At 42.7% G+C, this 25,380-nt stretch carries 23 protein-coding genes; 10 read left to right on the forward strand and 13 right to left on the reverse strand.

Annotated elements, in window-relative coordinates:
* Nucleotides 1–24: 24 nt before the first annotated feature.
* The 3 genes from PP181_RS06210 to PP181_RS06220 are packed head-to-tail and all read right to left on the reverse strand — an operon-like array spanning nucleotide 25 to nucleotide 3,298.
* Entirely contained in the window at nucleotides 25–1,398 is a 1,374-nt protein-coding gene (locus PP181_RS06210) for an aldehyde dehydrogenase (protein ID WP_272636380.1), read from the reverse strand.
* Nucleotides 1,399–1,401: 3 nt separating this feature from the next.
* The gene (locus PP181_RS06215; protein WP_272636381.1) at nucleotides 1,402–2,829 is read right to left on the reverse strand and encodes an SDR family oxidoreductase; all 1,428 of its coding nucleotides are present in this window, start codon (nucleotides 2,827–2,829) and stop codon (nucleotides 1,402–1,404) included.
* A 43-nt stretch (nucleotides 2,830–2,872) separates the two neighbouring features.
* Nucleotides 2,873–3,298, reverse strand: coding sequence for a hypothetical protein (locus PP181_RS06220; RefSeq protein ID WP_138259137.1), 426 nt, complete (start codon nucleotides 3,296–3,298; stop codon nucleotides 2,873–2,875).
* 122 nt (nucleotides 3,299–3,420) lie between these two features.
* Here PP181_RS06220 and argS point away from each other — a divergent pair, with 122 nt between their 5' ends.
* Nucleotides 3,421–5,202 (forward strand): arginine--tRNA ligase, encoded by a 1,782-nt coding sequence (gene argS, locus PP181_RS06225; RefSeq protein ID WP_272636382.1) that lies wholly within the window; start codon nucleotides 3,421–3,423, stop codon nucleotides 5,200–5,202.
* 63 nt (nucleotides 5,203–5,265) lie between these two features.
* Here the strand turns inward: argS and PP181_RS06230 are convergent, their stop codons facing one another.
* On the reverse strand, nucleotides 5,266–5,985 hold the full coding sequence (locus PP181_RS06230; protein ID WP_138259148.1) for a bacteriorhodopsin-like: 720 nt from the start codon (nucleotides 5,983–5,985) through the stop codon (nucleotides 5,266–5,268).
* Between the two features lie 139 nt (nucleotides 5,986–6,124).
* Here PP181_RS06230 and PP181_RS06235 point away from each other — a divergent pair, with 139 nt between their 5' ends.
* The gene (locus PP181_RS06235) at nucleotides 6,125–6,985 is read left to right on the forward strand and encodes a Brp/Blh family beta-carotene 15,15'-dioxygenase (RefSeq protein WP_272636383.1); all 861 of its coding nucleotides are present in this window, start codon (nucleotides 6,125–6,127) and stop codon (nucleotides 6,983–6,985) included.
* A 165-nt stretch (nucleotides 6,986–7,150) separates the two neighbouring features.
* Here the strand turns inward: PP181_RS06235 and PP181_RS06240 are convergent, their stop codons facing one another.
* The 3 genes from PP181_RS06240 to PP181_RS06250 form a co-directional block, all read right to left on the reverse strand.
* Nucleotides 7,151–9,679, reverse strand: coding sequence for a TonB-dependent receptor (locus PP181_RS06240; RefSeq protein WP_272636385.1), 2,529 nt, complete (start codon nucleotides 9,677–9,679; stop codon nucleotides 7,151–7,153).
* Nucleotides 9,660–10,574: a FecR family protein gene (locus PP181_RS06245; RefSeq protein WP_272636386.1), complete on the reverse strand. Its 915-nt coding sequence runs from the start codon at nucleotides 10,572–10,574 to the stop codon at nucleotides 9,660–9,662. The genes PP181_RS06240 and PP181_RS06245 overlap by 20 nt, the downstream gene beginning before the upstream one ends.
* A gap of 212 nt (nucleotides 10,575–10,786) precedes the next feature.
* Nucleotides 10,787–11,299 (reverse strand): RNA polymerase sigma factor, encoded by a 513-nt coding sequence (locus tag PP181_RS06250; RefSeq protein WP_272636387.1) that lies wholly within the window; start codon nucleotides 11,297–11,299, stop codon nucleotides 10,787–10,789.
* Nucleotides 11,300–11,403: 104 nt separating this feature from the next.
* Between PP181_RS06250 and PP181_RS06255 the strand changes: the two genes are divergently transcribed.
* From PP181_RS06255 to PP181_RS06270, 4 genes are all read left to right on the forward strand, one after another.
* The gene (locus tag PP181_RS06255) at nucleotides 11,404–13,161 is read left to right on the forward strand and encodes a hypothetical protein (protein ID WP_272636389.1); all 1,758 of its coding nucleotides are present in this window, start codon (nucleotides 11,404–11,406) and stop codon (nucleotides 13,159–13,161) included.
* A gap of 56 nt (nucleotides 13,162–13,217) precedes the next feature.
* Nucleotides 13,218–13,694, forward strand: coding sequence for a hypothetical protein (locus tag PP181_RS06260; protein ID WP_272636390.1), 477 nt, complete (start codon nucleotides 13,218–13,220; stop codon nucleotides 13,692–13,694).
* A gap of 286 nt (nucleotides 13,695–13,980) precedes the next feature.
* Entirely contained in the window at nucleotides 13,981–15,312 is a 1,332-nt protein-coding gene (ffh, locus tag PP181_RS06265) for a signal recognition particle protein (RefSeq protein ID WP_272636391.1), read from the forward strand.
* 125 nt (nucleotides 15,313–15,437) lie between these two features.
* Nucleotides 15,438–16,322, forward strand: coding sequence for a bifunctional 5,10-methylenetetrahydrofolate dehydrogenase/5,10-methenyltetrahydrofolate cyclohydrolase (locus PP181_RS06270; RefSeq protein WP_154917010.1), 885 nt, complete (start codon nucleotides 15,438–15,440; stop codon nucleotides 16,320–16,322).
* A gap of 89 nt (nucleotides 16,323–16,411) precedes the next feature.
* Here the strand turns inward: PP181_RS06270 and PP181_RS06275 are convergent, their stop codons facing one another.
* Nucleotides 16,412–16,549 (reverse strand): hypothetical protein, encoded by a 138-nt coding sequence (locus PP181_RS06275; RefSeq protein WP_272636392.1) that lies wholly within the window; start codon nucleotides 16,547–16,549, stop codon nucleotides 16,412–16,414.
* Between the two features lie 473 nt (nucleotides 16,550–17,022).
* Here PP181_RS06275 and PP181_RS06280 point away from each other — a divergent pair, with 473 nt between their 5' ends.
* The 4 genes from PP181_RS06280 to PP181_RS06295 all read left to right on the forward strand — a co-directional run bounded on the left by PP181_RS06280 (nucleotide 17,023) and on the right by PP181_RS06295 (nucleotide 21,573).
* Entirely contained in the window at nucleotides 17,023–18,753 is a 1,731-nt protein-coding gene (locus PP181_RS06280) for an alpha/beta hydrolase-fold protein (RefSeq protein ID WP_272636393.1), read from the forward strand.
* A complete protein-coding gene (locus PP181_RS06285) occupies nucleotides 18,746–19,366 on the forward strand; it encodes a DUF2306 domain-containing protein (protein WP_272636394.1) in 621 nt (206 codons plus the stop codon). The genes PP181_RS06280 and PP181_RS06285 overlap by 8 nt, the downstream gene beginning before the upstream one ends.
* Nucleotides 19,367–19,525: 159 nt before the next feature.
* Nucleotides 19,526–20,590, forward strand: coding sequence for a glycoside hydrolase family 43 protein (locus PP181_RS06290; RefSeq protein ID WP_272636395.1), 1,065 nt, complete (start codon nucleotides 19,526–19,528; stop codon nucleotides 20,588–20,590).
* An 11-nt stretch (nucleotides 20,591–20,601) separates the two neighbouring features.
* On the forward strand, nucleotides 20,602–21,573 hold the full coding sequence (locus tag PP181_RS06295; RefSeq protein WP_272636396.1) for an aldo/keto reductase: 972 nt from the start codon (nucleotides 20,602–20,604) through the stop codon (nucleotides 21,571–21,573).
* A 1-nt stretch (nucleotide 21,574) separates the two neighbouring features.
* On the opposite strand, the gene PP181_RS06300 is transcribed toward PP181_RS06295, so the two are convergent.
* The 5 genes from PP181_RS06300 to PP181_RS06320 form a co-directional block, all read right to left on the reverse strand.
* Nucleotides 21,575–22,000, reverse strand: a complete 426-nt coding sequence (locus PP181_RS06300) for a VOC family protein (RefSeq protein WP_272636397.1) — start codon at nucleotides 21,998–22,000, stop codon at nucleotides 21,575–21,577.
* Between the two features lie 3 nt (nucleotides 22,001–22,003).
* Nucleotides 22,004–22,255, reverse strand: coding sequence for a DUF7218 family protein (locus PP181_RS06305; RefSeq protein WP_154917006.1), 252 nt, complete (start codon nucleotides 22,253–22,255; stop codon nucleotides 22,004–22,006).
* A 61-nt stretch (nucleotides 22,256–22,316) separates the two neighbouring features.
* The gene (locus tag PP181_RS06310; protein ID WP_272636399.1) at nucleotides 22,317–23,156 is read right to left on the reverse strand and encodes an alpha/beta fold hydrolase; all 840 of its coding nucleotides are present in this window, start codon (nucleotides 23,154–23,156) and stop codon (nucleotides 22,317–22,319) included.
* A gap of 48 nt (nucleotides 23,157–23,204) precedes the next feature.
* Nucleotides 23,205–23,759 carry a hypothetical protein gene (locus tag PP181_RS06315; protein WP_138257377.1) on the reverse strand — a complete coding sequence of 185 codons (555 nt, stop codon included), beginning with the start codon at nucleotides 23,757–23,759 and terminating at the stop codon, nucleotides 23,205–23,207.
* Nucleotides 23,760–23,859: 100 nt separating this feature from the next.
* Nucleotides 23,860–25,371: a helicase HerA-like domain-containing protein gene (locus PP181_RS06320; RefSeq protein WP_272636400.1), complete on the reverse strand. Its 1,512-nt coding sequence runs from the start codon at nucleotides 25,369–25,371 to the stop codon at nucleotides 23,860–23,862.
* Nucleotides 25,372–25,380 lie beyond the last annotated feature (9 nt).

A 25,380-nucleotide genomic window follows, 5' to 3' on the forward strand; every position in this document is an offset into this window, starting at 1 on the left:
AATTTATTACTACTTGGTAACGGGTCATTTAAAAAGGAACTTGAGTTTCTTCGCCAGTTTTTCCGGTAATTTATATGGTGGATATCGAAGTGGAATTTCTGGCCAAAAACTTTTTTTTATGATGGCTTTTTGGTGTGAAAAGGTATCGAAGGAATATTTTCCATGATAGCGACCAATACCGGAAGCACCTACGCCTCCAAACGGTAGTGTGCTATTTGTAATATGGAGCAAGGTATCGTTCATAACGCCTCCGCCAAAACTGTAGGCATGAATCATTTTCTCCCTGAACTTTTTTCTTTTACTAAAAACATATAGGGCAAGAGGCTTTTCATAGTTTGAAATATAACTATGTATGTCCTCTTCCGTTTCATAGGAAATTATGGGAAGCAAGGGGCCAAATATTTCACCTTGCATTATTTTACTTTCTAGTTTGGGTTCGTCCACCAACGTTGGGGCCATATATTGGGTCTGGTCATTAAAATCCCCACCCAGCAATATGCGTTGTCCGGTCAACATTTCCTTTAAATCCTTATAATGCGATGTATGGGCGATACGGGCCAAATCTGGGGAGTCTTCTACGGAAGGGCCATATAGTTCTGAAATGCTCTTGCCCAGTTCCGTTACCAATTCCTTCTTTACCTTTTTGTGTACCAGTATGTAATCCGGGGCAATACAGGTTTGACCGCAGTTGAGGAATTTGCCCCATACGATGCGTTTGGCACTAACGGAAATGGAGGCCGATTCGTCCACTATGCAGGGGTTTTTGCCTCCAAGTTCCAAGGTGACGGGCGTTAGGTGTTCCGCTGCCTTTTGATAGATTATTTTGCCCACTTTCGTGCTTCCAGTAAAGAAAATATAGTCCCATTTCAGGGATAATAATTCTTGGGAAGTTTCGATACCGCCCTCCGCGACGGCTACATAGTCCTCGGGAAATACTTCCGTAATAATTTCACTGATGATTTTGGACATGCTGGACGTAAATTCAGAGGGTTTTAATACGGCCGTATTGCCAGCGGCCAAGGCTCCTATAAGGGGTGAGATGGTCAGTAGGAAGGGATAGTTCCAAGGTGCAATGATGAGCGTATTTCCATAGGGTTGTGGGTAGAGCCAATCCGAGGAGGGAAAATTGACCCACGTGGAATTCACCCGTTTTGGTTTGCTCCAATGGTCTATATTTTTCAGGGCCTCGTCCAATTCGTAGAGTACGAACTGGGTTTCCGTGGCAAGGGATTCGAACTTTGGTTTTTTAAAATCGGCATAAAGGGCATCACAAATTCGGTCTTCATAAGTAATTACGGTCGCTCGTAGCTTTTTAAGATAGGATTTTCTAAACTTCAGGTCCTTTGTAGCCCCAGAACCAAAAAATTCCCGTTGTTTTTTCACCATGGATGCAATCATAGGTCATTTTGTTTTTGCAATGTTTCGAATCATACCACCAAAAATAAAATAATGAAAGGGAACGAGACTGTACCAATACAAGCGCCCCTTTAGGCCACGTGGGCGAAAAGTGGCGGTCTGATGCAAAATGTTGTCCTTGTCGATTTTAAATTCCAGCCATGCCTCACCTGGTAACCGCATTTCGGCAAAGAGCAATAGTCTTTTTTTCTTTTTGTCCGCCAAGAGTACCCGCCAGAAATCCAGGGAGTCCCCCGGATAAATTTTATCAGGATGGGTTCGTCCCCTTCTCAATCCCACACCACCTATCAGTTTGTCCAAAAATCCACGTAGTCTCCATAAGCTATTGCCGTAATACCAACCATGGTCCCCACCGATCTTCCAGATATTTTCAAGTACTTTTTTGGAATCCGAAATTTGGAGGGTCTGTTCGTCCTTGAGCACCCCAAATTTTGGCACCTGAATGTATTTCTCCAAACTCTTGTTGAAACGGCCGCTTACCATACTGTCCTTCCAGCTGCTAATGACCAAGTTTTGCTCTATTTTCTTAAAGGCCATTTCAATGGCTTCCTTATAGCTATGGGTTTTGATATGAAGTAGTTCCGCGAGTCTCTGATCCTTTGCCACCACCTCAATTTTCATACTGTCCACAAGGTTCAATGCCAATTTATAGGAAGTGGAGGTTACAAAATACAGCCAATAGGAAGACAGTTTTGGCGTCATGACGGGCACCGTAAAAATCCAGTTTTTAAAGCCTCTTACCTGTGCATATTGATGTAGCATTTCTTTATAGGTAAGTACATTGGGGCCCGCTATATCGAAGGAGTCGTCGAAGGTTTTTTCGTTGCCCAGCACACCTATCAAGAAGGATATAACGTCCCGTATGGCGATGGGATGCGTTTTGGTCAAGACCCATTTTGGGGTAATCATGATGGGTAATTTTTCACACAGATCTCTGATAATCTCAAAAGAGGAACTTCCAGAACCTACGATAATCCCTGCCCGAAGCACTGTAAGCGAAAAGGGACCTTTTGAGAGGATGTCCTCCACATTTTTACGGGAACTTAGATGCTTCGAAAGTTTTTCGTCGTTAACGATACCGCTTAGGTAAATTACTTGTAGGATGTTTGTGGTCTCCACGTAGGCAATAAAGTTTTTGGCCGTAGTGGCTTCTTTTTCGTCAAAATTGGTGGTGGAGGAACTCATGGAATGTATCAAGAAATAGGCGGCGTCCAAATCCTTGGGCAAAAGATTCGGTCGTATCGCTTCCAAAAAGTCGATTTCTATAATTTCAACTTGCGCCCTTGTTTCCTCGTCAATGGAAAACCGTTCAGAGTCCCTTACGGCACATACCACTTTATGTCCATCGGCAATCAATTGCGGTAATAACCTCATTCCTATATAACCATTCGCACCGGTAAGAAGAATTTTCATGTTTTAAAAATTGAATTAAAATGGAATATTTGGATTTCAGGACTTATAGGTCCTCCAAAGAGGTAGGCGAACTATCGGCCTTGAATTCCAATATTTTTTTAAAGAATTTTTGTACCGCCTTGGTATCGGATGCCACTTTGATAAAGTAGTGGTCTCGGTACAGCGAATACACGGAGGACTCACCCTTGTACAATGTCAGTTTATAATAGGGAACAATAAGCGCAAAGGTCTCCAAAAGAGATCGGAACCTCACAATGATACCTTTGGGCCTAAGCTCAATATTACAAGTGTCCCTATTATTGTCCAAAATGAGCAAATTCCTTATTTCAATGCTGGCATCCGTAATAATGAGTCTTGGGGAGCCAATCCCGCCTAGGGTCCAACGTTCCTTGAGGGTAAAGGGTTTCCCCACTTCGGTGTCGATTTTCTGCGTAATGGAGGGGTTTGAATAAGATACGTTCAATAGCATGCAATTCTTTTTTTTGACTTTACACAAGCGTTCTTAAAGTTACAGAAAAGAAGGGTCAAAGACCATAGTTTCGCTTTAAAAGGGCAAAAAATGCTTAGTTTTGCAGCCTTAAATCCTTGCAGATGACCATTGAAATAATTCTTGAAGCAAAAGTGAAGGAAGCCGTACAGGCTACCTACGGTGTTGAACTCATATCCGTGGAATTTCAGCCTACAAGAAAGGATTTTGAAGGGGACGTTACCGTAGTGGTATTTCCCATGCTCCGGCAGGTAAAGGGCAACCCCGTAGAAATTGGTGAGCAAATTGGTGCCTATCTTGAAAAAGAAGTGGCTGCCGTGGCCGGATATAATGTGGTCAAGGGTTTTTTGAACATCGTTATTTCGGATAGGTATTACCTGGACTTTTTCAATTCGGTGAAGGATAAGACCGATTTCGGTCTGGTACCTACCTCCAACGAAGCCGTTATAGTCGAATATTCTTCCCCAAATACCAACAAGCCCCTGCATTTGGGCCATATTCGAAACAATCTCTTGGGATATTCCGTCGCCGAAATCCTGAAAGCATCCGGTAAGAAGGTCTATAAGACTCAGATTATCAATGATCGTGGCATCCACATTTGTAAGAGCATGCTGGCATGGCAACGCTTTGGAAACGGCGAAACTCCCGTAAGTACGGGGTTAAAGGGCGATAAATTGGTGGGCAATTATTATGTTGCTTTTGATAAGGCTTACAAGGCGGAGATTGGGCAACTCGTTGAAAAGGGAGTGGATAAAAAAGTGGCCGAAAAGGAAGCACCTATCTTGTTGGAAGCCCAAAAAATGCTCCAAAAGTGGGAGGCCGGCGACGAGGAAGTTGTTTCGCTTTGGAAACAAATGAACGGTTGGGTGTACGATGGTTTTGAGATCACCTATAAAAATTTAGGCGTGGACTTTGACACCTACTATTACGAGAGCGACACCTATCTGTTGGGAAAGGACGTAGTTGCGGAAGGTCTGGAAAAAGGTGTTTTTTATGGAAAGGAAGATGGAAGTGTTTGGATAGATTTGACCGACGAAGGCCTTGACGAAAAAATTGTACTGCGTTCCGATGGTACCGCGGTATATATGACCCAGGATATAGGGACGGCCATACAAAGGGTAAAGGATTACCCAGATGTCAACGGTATGGTCTATACCGTAGGCAACGAGCAGGACTATCATTTCAAGGTACTGTTTTTGATCCTGAAAAAACTCGGGTTTTCATGGGCCGAAAAACTCTATCATCTAAGTTACGGGATGGTGGACCTTCCCAGTGGAAAAATGAAGAGTAGGGAAGGTACGGTGGTAGATGCCGATGACCTTATTGAAGATATGACCCAAACCGCGGAAGCAATCTCCAAGGAATTGGGCAAGTTGGAGGGATATTCGGAGCCTGAGCGGGCTGCCCTGTACAAAATGATCGGCCTGGGGGCCCTTAAGTATTATATTCTCAAGGTAGACCCCAAAAAGCGGATTTTGTTCGATCCGGAGGAGTCGGTCGATTTTCAAGGAAACACCGGCCCTTTTATTCAATATACCTACGCGCGTATCCAGTCCATTTTAAGAAAGGCCCAGGAGACCAAGGTAGAGAGCAACCTACCTGCCCAAATTTCCGGACTCCATCCCAAGGAAAAAGAGTTGTTGAAACAAGTGCAGTTGTTTCCCGAAACTATTCAATTGGCGGCCGAAAATTATAGTCCGGCGTTGATTGCAAATTACACGTACGATTTGGTCAAGGAATTCAATTCCTTCTATCAGCAGGTTTCCATATTGGGGGAATCTGATGAACAAAAGAAGGTTTTTAGGGTGCAATTGTCCAAAAAAGTGGGCGATACTATTAAAACGGCTTTCAGTTTGCTGGGAATAGAAGTTCCGGAGAGGATGTAAATGAGAAAGACCTTTGATTTTAAGCAAAGGTCTTTCAGAACAATTTGAGTTAGTAAAAACAAATTATTTGTTTTCAGCGGATTGTGCTGCCACTGCGGCACCATAGACTACCAGACCAAATCCAATTTTATTCACGGCGTCACCTATATTATAGATTACATCCATGTTTAGCCCCAAACCTGCTAAACCATCATACCATCCTGGCGTTCCTGCCATGTACCCTAATGGATAAATAGCCCATCCAACAAGCACGAACCAGCAAAGCATCTTATGTGCTTCCAACGTTGCTCCCCCAGCTTGTACGGCCAATTTTTTCGCACTTCCAAGCCATATCTCGTATACGATATAGAAATAGGCCAGACCAGATAACAATCCCCAGAACGCAGCATTGTCCCTGTAGACGGCTTCACCAAAATAACCGGTTACAAGCATGATTACCGAGGCGGCGATAAGCTTCCACATGAGTGATTTTTTCGCTCCGGCTACTTTTAAGATGAGGTAGAACTCCACGCACATAAGAGGTACCGTCAATACCCAGTCAACATATCTGAAAAAAGTAGGTGATTCCCCTACACCAGACCAATAATCGCGCATGTACCAATAGTGAACGGCGGCGATAAATGTAATCAATCCTGAAACTAGGATAGAAGTTCTCCACTTTCTGTCAAAGTTGTTCATCGACAAAAAGAAAAAGGCTGAAGCTGCCATCATGGCCATGCAACCTACAAAAAAGGTGAACCCAACGTAATCGTCATTAGCGATTTTAGTTACGTCGGCAAACATCGGAAAAATTAGTAATAATGTTTTCATATAACATAGCATTTTTTGTTTAAGTAAATGTAGTAAAAGTTAAACAATAAAATGATAAAAATTGTTTAAATTTTTTGTCATAACTTTAAACAAATTCAAAAATATTTTGGATATGAAAAACTGGCTACTGTTGACAACATTTTTTGGATTATGGCTTTCCACACAACTCTCCTCTGGTCTCCAAGACTATTTAGCCTATTCCTTTATTCTTACTTTTGGTGTTTTGCACGGTGCAAATGACATTGTCCTAATTAGAAAGCAATATCAAAATTTGAATACAACCGGGGCAATCATTCCTTATATATTGGTAATATCCTCGGTTACCTTATTGTTCTTCTTTTCCAAAGCCTTGGTGTTAGCCGTATTTATAGTTATAAGCGGATATCATTTTGGAGAACAACATCTTAAGGAAAGGTTGACTAATTCACATTGGTTTCATAAATTCTTATTTACCTTCTATGGTTTGACCATTTTGTTTATGATTTTTTATGCCAATATTGTTGAGGTTCAGCAAATAATTTATGATGTAACGGGGTATTTATTTCTTAGTGACTATATTAAAATGGGGCTATACATAAACCTGATCGGGTTGTCCATTTCAGTGGCCTTATTGAAATTTAAAAAAGTATTGAGGATAAATTTGGTCAAAGAATTATTTATGTTCTTTGTTTTCTATATTGTTTTTAATGTAGCCTCTTTACTTTGGGCATTTTCAATATATTTTATTCTTTGGCATAGTATTCCTTCTTTGAAGGACCAAATGGAAGTTTTATATGGTAGTTCAAAGCCTAGCTACCTTATGGACTATGTAAAGACCTCCTGGATTTATTGGGCCGTATCAATACTCGGCCTTTTAATTTTATACCTTCTATTACAGAATCATTTAGACTATTTCATTTCCGTAGTTCTATATGTGCTGGCGGCAGTAACGTTTCCACACGTCATTGTAATGTCAAAACTTGAAGGGAAATGAGATGGGGTTTTTGTTAATTGCTGGGTTAGATTTTTCTGTTACCCTTTTTAGTTTGGGGTTACTCTATTTTGATAGGTAGTTGATTTTTCTACGAAATTAACTACTACATAAGAACCTCAAAACTAATCCAACCAAAACTTGTTGGCTATCCCCAACCAACACGTATTAAAAACGAATCCGAAAACTTGCGTTGGGAGTCACACCTATGGATACCCGTTGCACCGTTTCAATTTCGTTGGTATTGTTCAGCCTGTAGTAGGTATTCAAGATGTTTTTTCTGTTCGTAAAGTTTAATACCGATGCGCCTACGGATGCCCTTATGGTCTTGCTGAGGTTGAAATCATAGGTTGCGGATGCATCGGCCCTAAAATATTCAGGTAAGCTACTGCTGTTTGGGTCCTCATAGTTTATCTCATTTGGAAATATAGAGGAGTCCAGAGGATTGGTAACGTCTGGCCTGGTATACGGTTTTCCGGACCTATAGTTAAAACCGACACCAATTTTAAAATCATTGTAATTATAATTTCCGGCCAGGGTAAAGGAATGTTCCAATTCCAGGTTGTTCGGAAAAATGGGCGGGTCAACGGTGTTAAACGTATAGTTATTGTCATTATAGGCATAACTGAACCAAACGCTATAGTCGTTCGTTTTTTTGTTGATCAAGAACTCCAGACCCTTTACTAGATACTCGCCAATCTCACCGTCAAACTGATCTTCATTCTGGAAACCTTGGGTCCTCACATTGATGCCCGTAACATTTTTATAGAAGGCCTCAACACCAACGTACAACCTGTTTTCGTCGTAGTTGAAGCCCAGCGACCCCTGTTTGCTTTGCACTATTGGCAACTCATTTTCGTCTGCCAAGGTCCATCTTCTTTTTTCCAGACCAAGAAAATTTTGTTCCAGGTCAATGATCTGGTTGGTGTATTGGCTCTTGAATTCGCCCAAGGCCTCCACCTTAAAATTACGTGCGAATTCATAGGAGATACTTAGCCTAGGTTCTATAAGGACTTTCTCAAAGGTATTGATGTTGCTAATGTAATTTAACCTTCCTCCAACTTGGGCGAAGAGTTTTCTGTCCTCCGTTTCAAAGCAGAATTCTGAATAAACGCTATGCGACCTGATTACGCCCTTTACACTACTTTCAAAAAAGGGGAGGTTGATTCGTGTAATATTTTCAATGCCCGTTTCCGTGAATTGGTATCCGTTCGTCCATTGCAAGGTGGGCGTTAGTTTGTAAACAGTATTGAGTTTTGCACCGGATTCCTTCACCAAGTTGTTTTGGTACAATTGCCGTGACGCACTTTCCGTAATACTGAAGGCCGTGAGCCTGTATTGGGTGTAATAGACGTTTGCCTGAGTGTAAAAGTTATCCGTCCATTCGCTTTCAAGGCTTCCGCCAAAGGATATGTTGATTTGGTCCAAGGAACTTTCGGTAGCATCGGTACCATCGGGCCTTAGGGAAAAATTGTCAAGATCATTATTGATATGAATGAGGCTCAGCCTTATTTTGTGATATCGGTCTATATCGTATAACAACTTGCCCGTAAAATCGTAAAAATAAAAGTCATTGTCCGTTCGTACCTCACTATCCTGAAAGGCCTTTTCCGAAAATGTAGTGTAGGTGGGTGTCTCAAGAAAATCAGTTACGGACCTTCTTCCGGAGAACTGAATGGCCATGTTTTCGGCAAGGGGTATCTGTCCGTAAACATCTCCATTGATTAGGTTGAACCCAGCGCCACCATATACGGAATTTTGGATGTCATTTTTGGTGCGAAGGTCCATGACCCCACTTACACCATCCCCGTATATGGAACTCGTTCCATTTTTTATCACTGTGATTTTATCGGTCAGATATGGGTTAAAAGCCGATATTAGCCCAAAAAAATGGCCGGACTGGTACATCTTTATGCCATCCCATAAAATCAGGTTTTGGTCATTGGTGCCACCACGGATGTTTATGTCCGATACGGTCTCGTCCACACTTTTGATTCCCGGAAAAGCTTGGGCCGATTGTAGGATGTCCGGCTCGATCAAACCCGGTAGGATCCCGAATTCCGCGGTATTCATTTGAATGCTACCATCGGAAAACTTGGCAAGGCCATCCGTAAGAAATTTATAGACGACGACCTCTTCCAGTTCCTGATAGCTAAGTGCCAAGGCTATGGACGTACAAGGAGCCTTGTTGCTCAGTTTTTTCACCGAAATAAAATAGGGTTTGAACCCCAAATGACTGATTTGGATGATCGCTGTACGGGGCACCTCCTCAAAAGCGAAGGTCCCGTCCATATTGGTGACCATGGCGATGTCAGTATCCAATACCCGTACCGTGGCGCCCGGTATCGTATTGTTCTCATAATTGTCCAGTACCGTGCCGCAAATGGAAAGTGTATCCGTAAGAATGACGGAATAATATCGGTCACTAAGTCTTTCAATTTCTAAGGGCGTTTGGGAAATTATTTGGACAATGGCGGATTCAAGGTTCTCCGTCTCCGGCCGATGGAGTTGAATATCCTCCAAATCTGCATCCGCAAAGGAAAATTTTACATTGAATTCGGTTTCCAATTCCTGAAGCAAACCAATGACGGAAATTTTTGGTTTGGATGTTTGCTGTGCCAGTCCGCCGTTCACAAGGAACAACAGAAACACTATGAAAAGATGGACACTAAGCGTTTTAAGGGGCGCTTTCCTCATAGAACAGCACTTTGTTGCCCTCTAATTTAAAACTAATTTTAAGAGGTGTGCTTATACTTTTTAATGCCAAATCCAAATTGGAATTGCTAAACGTGCCTGTAAAAAGTTGATTTTCATCAATGTTTTCAAGAGTAATTTTCAAATTATGTTGGCGTTGCAATTCTGCAAGAACATATTTAAGCGGTATGCTTTTAAAGGTACTCTCGTTGTTTACCCAAGAGGGTTTTCCGTTTACATCCACCTTTGATTTTTTCATTGTACCCTCAATGGCAAGAGCGGAATTTCCCGCCGGCAGTTGAAACTCCTCGCCGTTAAAAGTTACACGTACCAAACCTTTATAGCAGGTAACCTCAAAATAACTGTCCCTGTCCTCCACATTGAACTGGGTACCCAAAACGGTGACAGTTCCTTGTGAGGTGGAAACCGTAAACTTTTTTCCTTTGGCCACTTTAAAATACGCCTCACCGTCTAATTTGATGGCTCTTTTGGAATCCCAATTTTTTTTATTGTAAGAAAGAGTGGATTCCGCATTTAGGAGTATTTCAGAATTATCCGGCAGGGTAATTTCCCTGTTTTGGGCCAATTTGGTAATAATGGTTTCATCAAGCGTGTTAAAATAGAAATAAGCCCCTGTAAGCAACACGGCGATGACCGCTGCCACTCGTAGGAAGGCTTTAAAAGGGGATAAGGTAATGACCTTTGCTGATTCCTGGCTTTCTTTGGAAGCCTGAAGCCGCTCCCATGCCTTTTCACGATCAAATTCAGGAGCCCGTAATTCTTTGGAAGTCTCCGCTATTCTTTGATAGGTAGCATACTCTTCGGACTTCTTGAACGCTTCAAGTTCCGCCTCCGTAAGCTCATTAGTAAGCCATTTTGCCAAGTAATTTTCTTGCATATCTTTTAGCTTTATACCTCTTTAACAACTATCCAATCAAAAACCCTACTACAAATTTCAAGTTCAAACACAAATATCAAATTCAAATACTAGAATCAAGTTCAAAAACAGGAGTCAAGTTCAAAAATGAAATTTTTAACTTCACTATCACACTATCACACTATCACACTATCACACTATCACACTATCACTCTAACTCGTAACCCCAAATTCTAAATCCCCTCAATCTTTTCCCGAAGCGTTTTCAGGGCCAAGTGCATTCTTTTTTCAATGGCCTTGACGCTTACGCCCTCCATTTCCGCGATTTCCGCATATTTTTTTCCATCAATGCGATTTAACAGGAAAGTGGATCGCTGATTATCGGGAAGGTCGTTAAGGGCCCGCTCCAATTTCGCCTTGAATTCATTCTCCTCCATGAGAAACTCTGGGGACTCATGGGTGGTCTTAAGGGATTTATCGGCATATTTAAGACGCACCTTTTCCGCCTTGAGAACATTTAAGTAAAGATTGTTGGCTACCGTATATAAAAACGACTTTGCTTTCTCTGGGGCGACCTTGGCACAGTTCTCCCATAATTTTACAAAAGCTTCCTGCACGGCATCGTGTGCCTTCTCCTCATTTCCAAACTTATAATATATATAGTTGAATATCGTTTTGGAGCTAGCATTGAACAAAGCACTGTACGTACTTTCATTACACACATTTTGAGGGTCTTCTGCTTTCAAGGTCCTTTTTTTTCAAAGATATTTTAAAAAAAATTAAAAAAGCGGGTAGGGTTTTTTTTCAATGCGTTGTTTCAGTGGTAAATAATAAACAATACCAAATCGTTATGAAAAAGTTTTTAAGTTTTGCTTACCTGAGCATTTTAGCGGTGGCACTGAGTTTTACCTCATGCCAGGATGAGTTTGAAGAAATCAATACGGGCGAGGAAGCGGAAGCCATTACGGCAAGTTCTGCCGCCGGTATATTGATACAGAATACTACCGCTAGGGACGGTTCTTTTGATAACATTGTAGACGGCACTAGCTGTTACGATGTAAAGTTTCCCTATACGGTTGAGGTAAATGGCCTGGAATTGACCATCAATTCTAGGGAAGATCTAAAATTGATAGAGGAGATTTTTGATGAAGTGGATGACGATGAGGACTTTTTGGAGATTCTTTTCCCTATCACCATTACTTCGGGTGATTATACCGAGCTAACCATAAATGGTTTTGAGGATTTACGGGAGTTGGCCCAGCAGTGTAAGGAGGGCGGTGAAGATGACGATATCGAATGTATAGATTTTGTATATCCCATGACCCTGTACACCTTTGATATTGACCTAGAGCAGACTGGGGAGGTGACCGTGGAGAGTGACAGGCAATTGAGGCTTTTCTTCAAAGGGCTGGAGGATAACGAGCTCGTAAGTTTCGATTTCCCCATTACTTTGGAGTTGTACGATGGCTCAAAGATCGAGGTGAACAGCAATGAGGAATTGGTCATGCAGATTAGAAATGCCAAGGATGCATGTGACGAGGACGATGATAATGACTACAACGATGATGATTTTGACGATGAAGATTTGGAGGAGTTTTTGGTATCCTGTCCTTGGTACGTACTTGAAGTGGTAAGGGACGACGTTAGTGAGATCGCACAATATGTAAATTACTATTTCGACTTCAAGGCAGATGGAACCGTAAACGTTAGTAACAGATTAGGTTTTGAAGCCAACGGTACTTGGTCTTCCATCATGGGAGATAATGGTCCCAAAGTGACCATGAATATAGAAACCTTATCGGGCTTCAATATGGAGTGGACCATCTATAAAACTGAGGAAGGTGTCATTAAGTTCTATAATGGGGAAAGAAACCGCATCTGGATGCGTAGGGATTGTGAAGGAGACGGCATTGGATTTGATCCAGAGAATTTACGGAACATACTAAGGGAATGCGAGTGGGTCATAAAAAAAGTGGAGAATCAGGGTGAAGAGATCGACCGTCTATTAGGGTACGAGTTCAAGTTTATGGCTGAAGGCGTTGTCACCTTGAGCAATGGTGTAAATACCTCAGAAGGTACTTGGGAGATCAGATTCAACCTACAACAAAAATTGATCATTGCCATTACAATGGGGGATGAGCCCGGTGTAAGTTTTGAATGGCCCGTGCGTGAATTGACCCAAAGTAGGTTGAAGTTTGAAGTGGAGGAAATTGACTACGAATTGGTACTCCAAAGAGTTTGTAATGATAATTCCGATGATGCCGATGTCTTGGAAATTAGAAACTTCATGATGGGTGGCGACTGGATCGTGGCTTCCTATATAGATGGTGAAATTGATGAGACTATTGATTTTGGAGGGTATAGTACAGCCTTTATGCCAAATCTACAAATGGAACTTAAAGAAGGAGGAGAGGTATATGCCCCAGGACTTTGGAGAGTTTTGAGAAACAGGGATGGTAAGCTTAAGGTCTACCTAAATTTTGGAGACAATATGCCTATGAACGAATTAACGGATGACTGGGACTTTGTTTCCGTTGCCCAAGGTAGATTGGAGTTGAAGGATATTAATGATGATGGTACCATTACCACACTTGTTTTGGAAAAATAAATAAGTAGGGTCTACGGAGCCCAGCGCTTCGTAGGCCTTTTTAATCAATTATAAAAATGAACAAACTAAAAAAAACAAGCTTGCTTTTGATAGCCGTTACGGGCTTCCTTTTCCTATCCTGTGAATCTTCGGATGATTCAGACGGTGAAAATAGTATGGCAAACGTAGAGCAGGTTAAATCTACCGTAATGTCCGGTAGTTGGCGAGTTGCCCTTTTTGAGGAGGACGGCGTAACTGAAACCAATTATTTCACAGATTTTACTTTTGTCTTCGAGTCTGATGGAAGGCTGACAGCGGATGATGGGGGAACCTCCGTTTCCGGGGCATGGTCTATAACTTCGGATTCCAGTAGCAGTGACGTCGACAGTAGTTCTGATGACGATGTAGATTTTAATATATTTTTTGCCTCACCGGCCAATTTCGCGGAGATTTCAGAAGATTGGGACATCGTTTCCTTTTCCAGTGCGCGAATCGAACTGAAGGACGAAAGTGGTGACGGAAGTATCGACCGCTTGGTTTTTGTAAAAATATAGTCCATAAAAATAAAACATCCAAAAATACACCACCAGCAGTAAAGAGTTGGGCCTCGTTGGTGGTGTTGATGGAGGTTTTCTGGGAAAACGATTAAATGGGAACTTAACTCAAGTTGATATGCTTCCCGATATGTTACTATTGAAAATGTAATACCTTTTTTGCCCCACATCCCAGCGTTAAGAGCATCCCAAACCGGATGCTCTTTTTGTTTACACATTTTGATAGCGTTTATGCCCGTTTAGCAATGATATTCTTAAATTTGCATTCCCCTTAAAACGGAAAAGGATGTTTGATAATTTAAGCGAAAAGTTGGATAAAGCCCTACATGTTCTTAAAGGACATGGGCAAATAACGGAAATCAACGTTGCGGAGACGACCAAGGAGGTACGTAGGGCCCTTTTGGATGCGGATGTCAATTTTAAGATCGCGAAGGAATTTACCAATCGGGTGAAGGAAAAGGCGCTGGGCCAAAACGTTTTGTCTTCGTTGCAGCCAGGGCAGTTGATGGTGAAGATCGTAAAGGATGAACTTACCCAATTAATGGGAGGCGATTCAGAAGGAATCAATCTATCTGGTAATCCATCGGTTATATTAATGTCCGGTTTACAAGGTTCCGGTAAGACGACCTTTTCGGGGAAATTGGCGAATTTTCTAAAGAAGAAAAAATCCAAAAACCCTTTGTTGGTAGCATGTGACGTGTACAGACCCGCGGCCATTGACCAATTGCACGTAGTTGGGGAACAGATCGGTGTGCCTGTGTATTCGGATAGGGACAATAACGACCCAGTGGCCATTGCCAAGGCCGGTATTGCCAAGGCAAAGGCGGAAGGTCATAATGTGGTCATCATAGATACCGCCGGTCGTTTGGCCGTGGACGAGAAGATGATGAACGAGATATCGGATATCCATAAGGCCATCAATCCGCAAGAAACCTTGTTCGTAGTGGATTCCATGACCGGACAGGATGCCGTCAACACGGCCAAGGCCTTTAATGATGTATTGAATTTTGACGGTGTTATCCTTACCAAGTTGGACGGTGATACCCGTGGTGGAGCCGCCATTTCCATAAAATCGGTCGTAAACAAGCCTATCAAGTTTATCGGTACAGGTGAAAAAATGGAGGCTATCGACATTTTCTATCCTTCCCGTATGGCCGATCGTATTTTGGGCATGGGTGATGTGGTTTCCTTGGTGGAAAGGGCCCAGGAGCAGTTTGATGAGGAGGAGGCCCGGAAGATTCAGAAGAAAATCGCCAAGAACAAATTCGGTTTTGACGATTTCCTAGGCCAGATCCAACAAATCAAAAAAATGGGGAACATGAAGGACCTTATGGGGATGATTCCCGGGGCAGGTAAGGCTCTTAAAGGTTTGGATATTGACGATGACGCCTTCAAGCATATCGAGGCGATTATTTACTCCATGACCCCGGATGAACGTTCAAATCCGTCAAAACTGGATGCCAGTAGAAAAAAAAGAATCGCCAAGGGTAGCGGCAGGGAGGTGCAGGAGGTAAACCAATTGCTGAAACAATTTGACCAAATGAGCAAGATGATGAAGATGATGCAAGGGGGTGGCGGTAAAAAGATGATGCAGATGATGAGCGGTCTTGGACGTTAACATCTCATAATCAGTAAGAAAAACAGCGAATTGGCCGTAAACCGAAGCAATTTAAAATGAACAACCCGGGTAAATTTGTAGTGTAATGTACTGCCTACTTAAATTGCCTATTGAATACGTACTACATGGAAATTCTTGACGGTAAAAAAATTTCAAATCAAATAAAGGATGAAATAGCCGCTGAGGTGGCAAAGATGCGTGAAAGGGGGGAAAAGGTCCCGCACTTGGCCGCGGTCATTGTGGGTAGTGATGGTGCCAGCCTAACGTATGTTGGTAGCAAGGTAAGGGCTTGCGAACGTGTAGGGTTTGAATCTACCATGGTACGAATGCCCAGCACAACCTCAGAGCAGGAATTGCTAAAAAAAATCCACGAACTGAACGAGGATAAAGATATTGACGGATTCATTGTCCAGTTGCCCTTGCCGGAACAAATCGACACGCAAAAGGTCATCATGGCCGTGCATCCGGATAAGGATGTGGATGGCTTCCATCCAATGAATTTCGGTAAAATGGCCTTGGATATGAGTACGTTTATTCCGGCAACCCCATTTGGTATTTTAGAACTGTTGGAACGGTATCAAGTGGATACCAAGGGCAAGCATACGGTCGTAATAGGCCGAAGCCACATCGTAGGAAGGCCCATGAGCATTTTGATGGGTCGAAAAGGGTGGCCTGGAAACTCAACGGTGACCTTAACACATAGCCACACAAAAAATATTACCCAAATTATTTCGCAAGCGGATATTGTCATTTCGGCCCTTGGTGTGCCAAATTTCTTAAAGGCTGAAATGGTCAAGGATGATGCAGTGGTCATCGATGTGGGTATCACCAGGGTTCCGGACGATACCAAGGAAAAGGGCTATTACATTACCGGTGACGTAGACTTTGAAAATGTGAGCAAAAAGGCCTCGTTCATAACCCCTGTTCCTGGAGGGGTAGGGCCTATGACTATTGCCATGTTGCTAAAAAACACCCTATTGGCTCGGGAAAGGCATAGAAGTCGGGAATAAGAAAGAATGATTCAAAAACCTGAACCCTACAAATAAAATTGTGGGGTTTTTCGTTTTGTAAACCTTCGCTAAACGCTAAATGCTAAACGCTAAACGCTATTGGTCAGTCCAGTTTGTGTGGAATCATTCGGCCTTAAGATATCCAAGTCGTTGCTGTCGTCATAATCGCAACTACTAACGGTAAGGATTCCCAAAAAAATAATAACGATGGCAGCTAGTTTTTTCATTCGTTTAAAATTAGGTTAACAGTTTGTTTTTTAAACATTTACTTTATAGGGATATTTAACCCCGGATTATGTTTTAAAAAAGCTGTTACAGCAAAAAATCGCTTCAAAATAAAACGCTAGGCTGTATTTTCAATTTCACCATAGCGGTGCTATGCCAAAATTTCCAAACCACTTTATTTTATTGCGCTTTTTACCTTCACGACGCTCCCCTAATTCATATTCCGGGTTAACTTATCACAATAAATCCCTCGATGAGGGTTTCATAACGTTCAGGATTTGGGTGTGCTTTTTAATAGGATTCCATTGCTAAAATCCTATGCTAGTATAAAACGAATGGTTTTGATAAATGGTATGTTCGTATATACTGGGAAACAGCTTTTTTGACATCATTTTTGGTGGTCCTTGACAAAAGCAAAGCAGGCTTTTGCAATCTTGTGGAAATGAAGTACCTTTTTATCAAAAACCGACCTAAAATGATAAGAAATTTTTGTCTCGCCTGTATTGCCCTTTTACTATTGGGTTCTTGCCAAAAAGTCAAGGAGACTACTTATAGCGTCAATGTACGTTTTTCCGAAGCCGCCAGCCCAGAAGCAAAGGATGGTAGGCTTTTGCTGATGTTTTCTTCCGATGACAGTAAGGAACCCCGTTTTCAAATTAACGATGGCCTTAACACGCAATTGATCTTTGGGATGAACGTGGATAGCATGCATCCCGGTAAGCCCATTACCTTTGACGAAACTGTTTTTGGATATCCGTATCCAAGCATGGCAGATATTCCGCCAGGCGAATACAATGTGCAGGCCTTGCTACATGTTTATGAAACGTTTAACCTAGCTACCGGCCATACGGTAAAATTGCCCATGGACAATGGCGAAGGGCAGCAATGGAACAGTTCTCCCGGTAATTTGTATAGTAAGCCCTTTAAGATTCGGGTGGGCAGCAATGGTATCGCAAATGTGAGCGTGGAGATGGATCAGGTAATACCACCGATTGAAGAACCTGAGGATACGGAATGGATAAAGCACATTAAGATGAAGTCCGAAAAACTATCGGAATTCTATGGTCGGGATATCTATCTAGGGGCCCATGTTTTGTTACCGAAGGGTTTTGACGAACATCCCGAAGCAAAGTATCCCCTGATGGTCTTTCACGGACATTTTCCTTCGGATTTTGGCGGATTTAGGACAACCCCTCCAGACCCGAATCTCGAACCCGATTATTCCGCTAGGTTCGATATGAAAGGTTATAATATTATCCAGCAGCAGGAGGCGTACGACTTTTATAAGAGATGGAACGAGCCCGATTTCCCTAGGTTTTTGATTATCGAAATTCAGCATCCAACGCCCTATTATGACGACTCCTATGCCGTAAACTCGGCCAGTCAGGGGCCCTATGGCGATGCCATTACTTATGAACTGATACCTTACATAGAAAAGGAATTCAGGGGTATGGGCGAGGGATGGTCCCGCTTTTTGTATGGAGGTTCCACGGGCGGATGGGAGGCCTTGGCCGTTCAGGTGAAATATCCGGAGGAATACAATGGATGTTTTGCGGCTTGCCCGGATCCCATCGATTTTCGGGCGTATTGCCTTACCAATATCTATGAGGATGAGAACGCCTATTACTATGACGCTGCCCATAAAAAATTGGAAGTACCTTCCCATCGGGATTATTTGGGGAATATCCAATCCACCTTAAGGCAGGGAAACCATCTGGAATTGGTGCTGGGTGATAAGTCCAGGTCGGGCCAACAATGGGATATTTGGGAAGCCACCTACTCTCCCCAAGGCGATGATGGCTATCCCGTGAGAATTTGGGATAAAATGACGGGGCAGATTGACCACGATGTGGCCGAATATTGGAAGGAAAATTACGATCTTCGATATATTATGGAGCGCGACTGGGATAAATTGGGGGAGAATCTCAAGGGGAAAATTCACATTTATTGTGGGGATATGGACAATTATTACCTAAACAATGCCGTGTATTTAATGGAGGATTTTCTGGAGAGCACCACGGATCCCTATTATGAAGGGGAAGTATTGTACGGGGACCGGGCCGAGCATTGCTGGAACGGAGATCCAGAGCTGCCCAATGCCATCAGTAGGTTGCGATACAACTCCATGTACGTGCCAAAGATCATGAAACGAATTGCGGAAAGTGCTCCCAAAGGAGCCGATTTGACAAGTTGGCGCTATGAATAGGACGAATAAGGTAGCATGGTTCGTATTTGGGTTTTTGGCCATAGGTGTGGGGCTATATCCATTAATGTATGTATTTGCCCAAGAGGAAATAGGATTGTTGCTTTCCAAAAGTCAGGAATTGCTGGCCAATGTAATTTGGAATATTGGATTCTTCGGTCATATCCTTTTTGGAGGAGTGGCCCTCATGGTAGGTTGGGTACAGTTTAGCAAACGCTTCAGGAATGCCAACCTTGCCAGGCATAGGCTTATTGGAAAGATATATGTCGTATCCGTACTTATAAGTGGAATTTGTGGTGGTTTTATTGCCTTTTATGCAACTGGCGGCCCTATAGCAATGACAGGCTTCTTTCTGCTTGCCGTTTTTTGGTTGTATTTTACCATTACGGCCTATAGGGCGGCTAGGGAACAGGATTTTGAAAAGCACAAGGTCTTTATGATTTATAGTTATGCTGCTTGTTTTGGTGCGGTCACGCTGCGCATTTGGCTTCCTTTATTAACAATGCTTATAGGTTCATTTGAGCCCGCTTATCGCATTGTGGCATGGTTGGCATGGGTGCCAAACCTTGTTTTTGCCTATTACTGGGTGCGTCGCAAAGGGCTTTCAATAGGCTAAAAATTCTTGAATTTTATGAACGGAGTTCCGGGATTGATTGGTAATTGAATATCTTACCGCAAAATCCAAATGAAACCCTAATCGAGGGATTTATTATGGTATTATACCGCAACCAATTGAAATTTTTAAGAATCAAGCTATAGACCTAATTTTAAACCTATGAAGCTGTCCAAAACAAAATTCCTGATGATGATATGTAAATTGTTCCCTTGGTTTTTTTCAGTTCTCTTGTTGCTAGGGGGAACATCGGTCTTCAGTCAAAACGAAAAATCAGGTCAAATGTCCGGTAACCCCATTTTTGAGGGATGGTACGCCGACCCGGAAGGTGCGGTTTTTGGGGATGAATATTGGATCTATCCTACTTTTTCGGACGATTATGACAAACAATTGCATTTTGATGCCTTTTCCTCCAAAGATTTGATTAAATGGGAAAAGCATGAGAATATATTGGATACTACAAAGATTAAATGGTTGCGGCAGGCCCTATGGGCCCCTTCCATTATTGAAAAGGACAAGAAGTATTATCTGTTCTTTGGTGCCAATGATATACAAAGACCTGGCAGGTCATCTTATGACCCTAATAATGATATCAACCATTATGGTGGCATCGGCGTAGCTGTGGCCGATACGCCAGGAGGTCCCTTCGAAGATTATTTAGGGGAACCGTTGATATCCGATTTTTATAACGATGCCCAACCAATCGACCAATTCGTTTTTAAGGATGTGGATGGGACCCATTATTTTTTCTATGGAGGTTGGAGCCATTGCAACCTTGGTAGATTAAATGATGATTTTACAGGTTTTGTGCCTTGGGAAGATGGTAGTATCTTTAAGGAGATTACGCCGGAAGGTTATGTGGAAGGTCCTTTTATGTTTTTACGTAGGGACATCTACTATTTTATGTGGTCTGAAGGTAACTGGACGGATGGTAGCTATCGCGTGGTGTATGCGATGGCAGATAAGGCTACAGGACCCTATAAACGAATCGGGACGGTATTAGAATCCGATGAATCTGTTGCTACGGGAGCCGGCCATCATTCAGTAATCAATGTGCCCGGAACGGATGAATGGATCATGGTGTACCATCGAAGACCCATTCCCAATGAGGATAGGGACCATCGGGTGACCTGTTTGGATAATATGGAATTCAACAAAGATGGAACCATCAAGCCCGTAAAAATTACCTTTGGAGGCGTTGAAAAAAGAACAATCGGAAGTAAATAAAAATAGTAAGAATGAAGTACAGAAGGTTTGGAAAAACGGATTGGCAAGTAAGTGAAATAGGATACGGTATGTGGGGCATGGCGGGTTGGAAAGCTTCGGATGATGAACAATCTGCCAAGTCCCTTGATTTGGCCGTAGACAACGGCGTTAATTTTTTTGATACGGCATGGGGTTATGGCGAGGGACATAGCGAGGAACTTTTGGGCGACCTCGTAAAAAGACATCCCACCAAAAAACTTTATACGGCAAGTAAGATACCCCCAAAGAATTTTCGATGGCCCGCCAAACCGGAATATGCTTTTGAGGACTCCTATCCTACGGACCATATCATGGAGTACACCCATAAAACGCTTAAAAACCTCGGACTCGAACAAATAGATTTGATGCAGTTTCACACGTGGGACGATACCTGGAGCGAGCGGGAAGAGTGGCAGCGGACTGTTGAGGATTTGAAAAAGTCCGGGAAGGTTGCGGCTATGGGAATCAGTATGAACCGTTGGGAACCTGAAAATGGCATTTTGGCACTCGAAACGGGATTGTTGGATGCCGTACAGGTTATCTACAATATTTTTGATCAGGCACCGGAGGACAAACTTTTTCCGCTTTGCGAGAAACTGGATATTGGGGTCATAGCGAGGGTTCCTTTTGACGAAGGGACGCTGACGGGTAATTTGACCAAGGAAACCACGTTCCCGGAGGGAGATTGGCGGGGTACCTACTTTGTCCCGGAAAATCTAAATTCTTCCGTTGAACATGCAGATGCCCTAAGGCCCCTTATACCACAAGGTATGACCATGGCGGAGATGGCCCTTCGTTTTATTTTGGAGAACAAACATGTGGGCACCACCATACCGGGTATGCGAAAACAGCGCAATGTTTTGGCCAATACGGCCACCAGTGATGGTAAATCCCTACCAAAGGAATTAATCAAGGAACTTAAAAAGCACCGTTGGGACAGGGTCCCTACTTCGTGGTCACAATAGACTATTTGGCGAATAATTGCCCCATGTCCTTGAACGCCTTAAACTCCAAGGCGTTACCGGCAGGGTCCAAAAAGAACATGGTAGCTTGTTCACCAACCAGCCCTTTGAACCGAATATAAGGCTCAATGACAAACTTTACGCCTTTCTGTTTTAGTTCTTCGGAAAAGCTTTCAAAGGTGTCCCAGGTCAATACTACCCCATAATGTGGAACGGGGACATCATGACCGTCCACAGGGTTGTGGTGAAGCGCTTCCATTTCGGATTTAGGTTTGTAGTGGATGACCAATTGGTGCCCAAAGAGGTTAAAGTCGACCCAATGGTCGCTACTTCTTCCTTCTTCGCAATTCAAGACTTCTCCATAGAATTTTCTGCATTCCGCCAGGTTATGCACCGGAATGGCAATGTGAAAGGGTGAAACGTTGTTCATTGTTCAGTTATTTCTTAAGGCCGAAATTAACTCTTTTTTGTTCATTTTGGAACGTCCTTCAATTCCAATTTCGGTGGCTTTTTTATAGAGTTCCTTTTTGGTCCTTTCTTCATACTTGGGGGCTTTTCCGCCTTTCTCTCCAGAATCTGGCGTGTTCGCAATTCTTGCGGCCTTCTCTTTGCTGTACCCTTTTTCTACCAGCGCCTCGTACTGCTCCTCGTTCTTAATCCTTGATGTATTCTTTTCTTCAGCCATTTTTATTTTAAAATTAACCAAAGAAGTGGAGGTAGAAGAGGCTATTTGGCAATTGGGTTAATTAACCTTGTAAAAAAGCAATGATTTTCTTGTTGACCTCCTCTTGGTGCATGGAGTGGCCCAAACCTTCGGTGGAAATAAAAGTACTTTCTTTCCAAACGGCGTGCACCTTTTCTGAAGCTTGGTACGGGGTGATCTTATCCCATCGGTCGTGAAATAGCAATCCTTTTTTGGTGTTCGTCAATACGAATTTGGAAGACGAAAATTCCCGTATGGTAAATCCGAACCGATTTTTGACATACTCTTCAAGAGCCTTTAGCATTCTATCCGAAAGTCCCAAAAGTTCCTTAAAATGGCCAATGATTTCATGGAATTCCGAAGGGGAAGCGATGGTCACTATTTTTTCGATTATGTCGTTGGGATTTTCGTATTCGTTGAAAAGTATGGTCATACCCCCAACCGAGTGCCCAATTAGATGGACCGGTTTATAGGTTTGTATCATATGTTCCAATACTTCGGCATATAGAGGAACATATAGATATTCACCCGATGAATACCCATGTCCGGGGGCATCAAAAGCGATGACATTATAATCGGCCTTCGTCAATTTCTCCAGTAATTTGTGCCATCTCCATGTGTTGCTTTCCCAACCGTGTATCAAAAGAACAGTTTCCTTTTTGCCGGGCCAATTATACGTCTGTATCGTATGGCCCAATAGGTGTATTCGTTCATGTTTTACAGGGTCCAGATATTCTTTCTGATGGGGCGAAACCCTGCCTTTTCTGACCTTTGTAAAGATGGTGAAGGCTTTTTGGGCGGCGTTTTTCGGACTTACATACACGTATACATTCAACAAAGCACCGTATAATTTGGGAATGAGCTTTTTATACAAGGCTTTCATGGAATATTTCTTTAAAGTTAGAGGCCGGAGGTTTTTGGCAACCGATACTTAATCCCAACCTACCATAAGGTATTTGATTTTTGCCGCATCGGGGATTTGAACGGCCTCAATGTTCGTATTCGCTTGATAGCGCAGGTTATCCGGCAATTGCGCTTTGTCGATCGTGAAATAGATGTCACTATCCTTAAGCAGGATGATCACATTGTTGATGGAAGTAATTATCTTTTTTATTTCATATTTCTCCTGAATATCCTTGAAGGTGCTTTCAATGCTGATACCTTTATCGGTCTTGAACCGTTTATCGTTGATCAAAACATTTTGGATCGTAGGAATACTATCCGTATTGGGTGTAAGCGTGAGCAGTAAGGCACCTCCTTTTTCATAAATTTTAATTTTACTGGAGCCGTTACCAAAGTTGGACTGTATGGTATCCCTAACCACGGAGTCGTTTTCGTAAATAAGATCTAGATCCCTGGCCAAGCTTGTTTTATCCAATTTGCCCACGGCATCTGTAGAAATCTTAAATGTTTTGTCATCTTCTTTAGTGCACTGCGCGATGATGATTATAGAAAAAAGGATCAGGATGGTTTTGATTGATTTCATGTATTTGTAGATACAGTTTATAGGTCATACTTAAACGTTGCTCATTATTAGGCTTATTATTTTTGGTGTCCCAGGTTAGTGTCATGGTCCTTTCGTATAATTAGCGCATGACTTTTTTTAATACACCCAAGACTCCCCTTATAAATGTTGCACTGGTGAGTACCTTGATTACCGGGTTCTGTCTGGTACTTCTTCTGGTAGGGGTACTTCTTCGTGGGGTCTGGGCTTTTTCTTTTTCCTTTTGGGCAAGTTCCTCCGCTTTTTCAATTTTCTCGTTTAATATTTCGTAGGCACTCTCGCGATCGATTACTTCGCTATATTTTTTTACCAATTTGGAATTGTCGATGAGCTCCTTTAGTTCAGATTCCGATAAGATATCCATCCGGCTCATGGGTGCCCTCAGCAAGGTGGCCGCCAAGGGTGTGGGCCTTCCTTTTTCGTCCAATGCCGAAATCAAGGCTTCCCCGATGCCCAAGGATGTCAGCACTTCCTTGGTGTCGTAATAATCCGAAATAGGATAGTTTTCGGCCGTAAGTTTAATGGCTTTTCGGTCCCTGGCTGTGAAGGCCCGTAGGGCATGTTGTACCTTTAAACCCAATTGTGCCAACACTTCGTTGGGTACGTCCGTTGGGTTTTGGGTCACAAAATACAGCCCGATTCCCTTGGAGCGTATCAGTTTTACGATACTTTCTATCTGATCCAAAAGGGCCTTGGAGGCTTCGTTGAAAATAAGGTGTGCCTCGTCTATGAACAAAATCAGTTCTGGTTTTTCGCTATCGCCAAGTTCTGGGAAGGTATCATATATCTCCGCCAATAAACTCAGCATAAAGGTGGAAAATAGTTTGGGCCTGTCCTGAATATCTGTGAGCCGAATGATATTGATATATCCCCGTCCATTTTCATCGATTCTGGTAAGGTCATTGACTTCAAAGGATTTTTCACCAAAAAACAGGTCGGCTCCCTGTTGTTCCAACTCGATTATTTTTCTTAGGATCGTTCCAGTGGAGCTGGTTGAAATTCGCCCATATTCCTCCGTAAATTCCGACTTGCCCTCGCCCGTAGCATATTGCAATACTTTTTTAAAGTCCTTGAGATCTAATAGCGGTAATTTATTGTCGTCACAGTACTTAAAGATTACCGCAACAATCCCTTCCTGGGTTTCGGAAAGATCCAGAATTCTTGAAAGCAGTATCGGTCCAAATTCCGAAACCGTGGCCCTTAGCTTTACCCCGTCCTGTTCTGAAAGGGATAGAATCTCCACGGGAAATTTTTTGGATTCGAACGGAATTCCAATTTTGGCATGGCGCTCGTCAATTTTTGGATGACCGGGACTTGGTTGGGCCAATCCGCTCAAATCGCCCTTCAAGTCCATCAGGAGAACAGGAATACCCTTGTCCGATAAATTCTCGGCCAATACCTGTAAGGTTTTGGTCTTACCGGTTCCCGTAGCCCCCGCGATCAGACCGTGTCGGTTCAAGGTTTTCAAGGGAACCTTTACCAAAGCATTGGTCATTGCTTCCCTGTTCAACATTGCGGCACCCATCGTTATATAGTCGCCTTTGGTAGCATATCCGTTTTCAATATGTTCAAAAAATTCCTCTTTGGACGCCATACTCAAAAT

Source organism: Maribacter sp. PR66 (assembly GCF_028464205.1).
Lineage (GTDB): Bacteria > Bacteroidota > Bacteroidia > Flavobacteriales > Flavobacteriaceae > Maribacter > Maribacter flavus.